Origin of the sequence: Streptomyces celluloflavus, from assembly GCA_000720995.1 — a bacterium.
Classification (GTDB): domain Bacteria; phylum Actinomycetota; class Actinomycetes; order Streptomycetales; family Streptomycetaceae; genus Streptomyces; species Streptomyces celluloflavus.
On the sequence record JOEL01000115.1, the window covers coordinates 1 to 1,944 of the forward strand.

The following is a 1,944-nucleotide window of genomic DNA, read 5'->3' on the forward strand; positions in this document are numbered from 1 at the left end:
GTGCGCCACGAACACAACGGGAGGTTTCGATGTAGACGAAGTCTTCCGACGTGGTGCTGCACTGGTGATGGAGGTAGGCCCTCCGAGACCGCCCACGCAGGGGGAGGTCCCAAACCACCGCAGGTTGCTCCGGTGAATGAGCCGGGGTGATGAGCACTGCGGAAAAGGCGCACAAGATGCGTCAGGTGTGAGCCGAGAAGGCGAACGCAAGTGAACCACTGATGAAGTGTCGAAAGCGTAGCGATGGTTACCGAAACCGGGGTCCAGTTGTTGCCCCGGGATGAATCTGGCGGGTTCCTGTATCCCTGGCCAGGTGGTGCCCGGCATAAAGGTGGCGCGAGCTCGGTTCAGGCGCTGGTGTGGAACGTGGGAACCCCTCGCCACGATGATGCCACCGGTCAGGTTGAAGACCGGTTGGCGATAAGGGAGAACCCCAAGCAGCTGAAACTGCAAGGGGGAGAGTACCGATGCGTGGCAGGGGGACGGACCGCCTCGTAGTAGTGATGAAGCTCCTGTAATGGGGGTGGAGCGAAGGGGGCGGGTTGCCCCGATCTTGTTTGGTGGTCAACCGGAGTTCCCGGGAGGAGCCAGGTGAACGGATCAAGGCCGCAGGCCAAGGTCAAGTCGTTTGACATTCCCAAGTCGATGGTGTGGGAGGCATTTCAGCGGGTCAAGGCCAACAAGGGTGCACCCGGAGCGGACGGCGTGACGATCGAACAGTACGAGCAGAACCTCTCGGGGAACTTGTTCAAGCTGTGGAATCGGATGTCGTCCGGCTCGTACTTTCCTCCCGCGGTGAAGGCCGTGGAGATCCCCAAAGCAGGCGGGAAAGGTATCCGCGTGCTCGGGGTGCCCACCGTTTCTGACCGTATCGCCCAGACGGTGGCCTCGATGTATCTGGAGCGGCGGGTGGAGCCTGTATTCCATCCGGACTCCTATGGCTACCGCCCCAGGCGGTCGGCGTTGGATGCGGTGGAGCAGTGCCGGCGGCGCTGTTGGCGGAGCGACTGGGTGGTCGATCTCGACATCCGTGCGTTCTTCGACAGCGTTGACCATGAGCTGATGCTCAAGGCCGTCGAGCGGCATATCGACGCAGACGGAAAGTGGGTCCTTCTCTATGTCCGGCGGTGGCTTGTTGCGCCGCTGGCGAAGGCGGATGGATCGGTGCAGCAACGGGATCGCGGGACTCCCCAGGGGTCGGCGATCTCGCCCGTACTGGCGAATCTGTATCTGCACTACGCGTTCGATGCGTGGCTCGTGCGGGAGTTCCCGCAAGTCACTTTCGAGCGGTACTGCGACGATGCGGTGATTCACTGTGGCAGCGAGAGGCAGGCCCACCGCGTGCGGGACGCTCTCGCGCAGCGATTGGCGCAGGTCGGTTTGGAATTGCATCCGGACAAGACGCGCATTGTCTATTGCAAGGACGCCGACCGGCGGGGCTCGTTCGAGCAGACGTCGTTCACGTTCCTTGGGTATACGTTCCGTCCCAGGCTGGCCAAGAATCGATACGGGAAGCACTTCGTGAGCTTCCTGCCCGCGGTCAGCAAGGCGGCAATCAAGGCGATGGGCAAGGAGATGCGTTCCTGGCGCATTGCCCGCCGCAGTGACAAGTCCCTGATGGACCTTGCACGGATGTTCAACAGCGTCGTGCAGGGATGGATCAACTATTACGGGCGCTTCTACAAGTCCATGTTGTATCCCCTTCTCCGGCGCATCAACCGCATGTTGGTGGGCTGGGCTTGCCAGAAATACAAACGACTACGCCGCCGGGAGAAACGCGCGGGAGAACTGCTGGCGGACGCTGCCCGCCGGTATCCCAACATGTTCGCCCATTGGCGGTTCGGCCTCAAACCTGATGGCTGGGCGATGGGAGCCGTGTGAGCCGAGAGGTTCCCGCACGGTTCTGAGAGCGGCGGCGGGTGAGATTCCCGCCGCCGACTCACC

The 1,944-nt window shown here is 62.1% G+C and carries 1 protein-coding gene; it reads left to right on the forward strand.

Annotation, left to right across the window (positions count from 1 at the left end; genetic code table 11):
- Positions 1-591 precede the first annotated feature (591 nt).
- The gene (gene ltrA, locus IH09_RS36080) at positions 592-1,881 is read left to right on the forward strand and encodes a group II intron reverse transcriptase/maturase (RefSeq protein ID WP_318279670.1); all 1,290 of its coding nucleotides are present in this window, start codon (positions 592-594) and stop codon (positions 1,879-1,881) included.
- Positions 1,882-1,944: the final 63 nt, after the last annotated feature.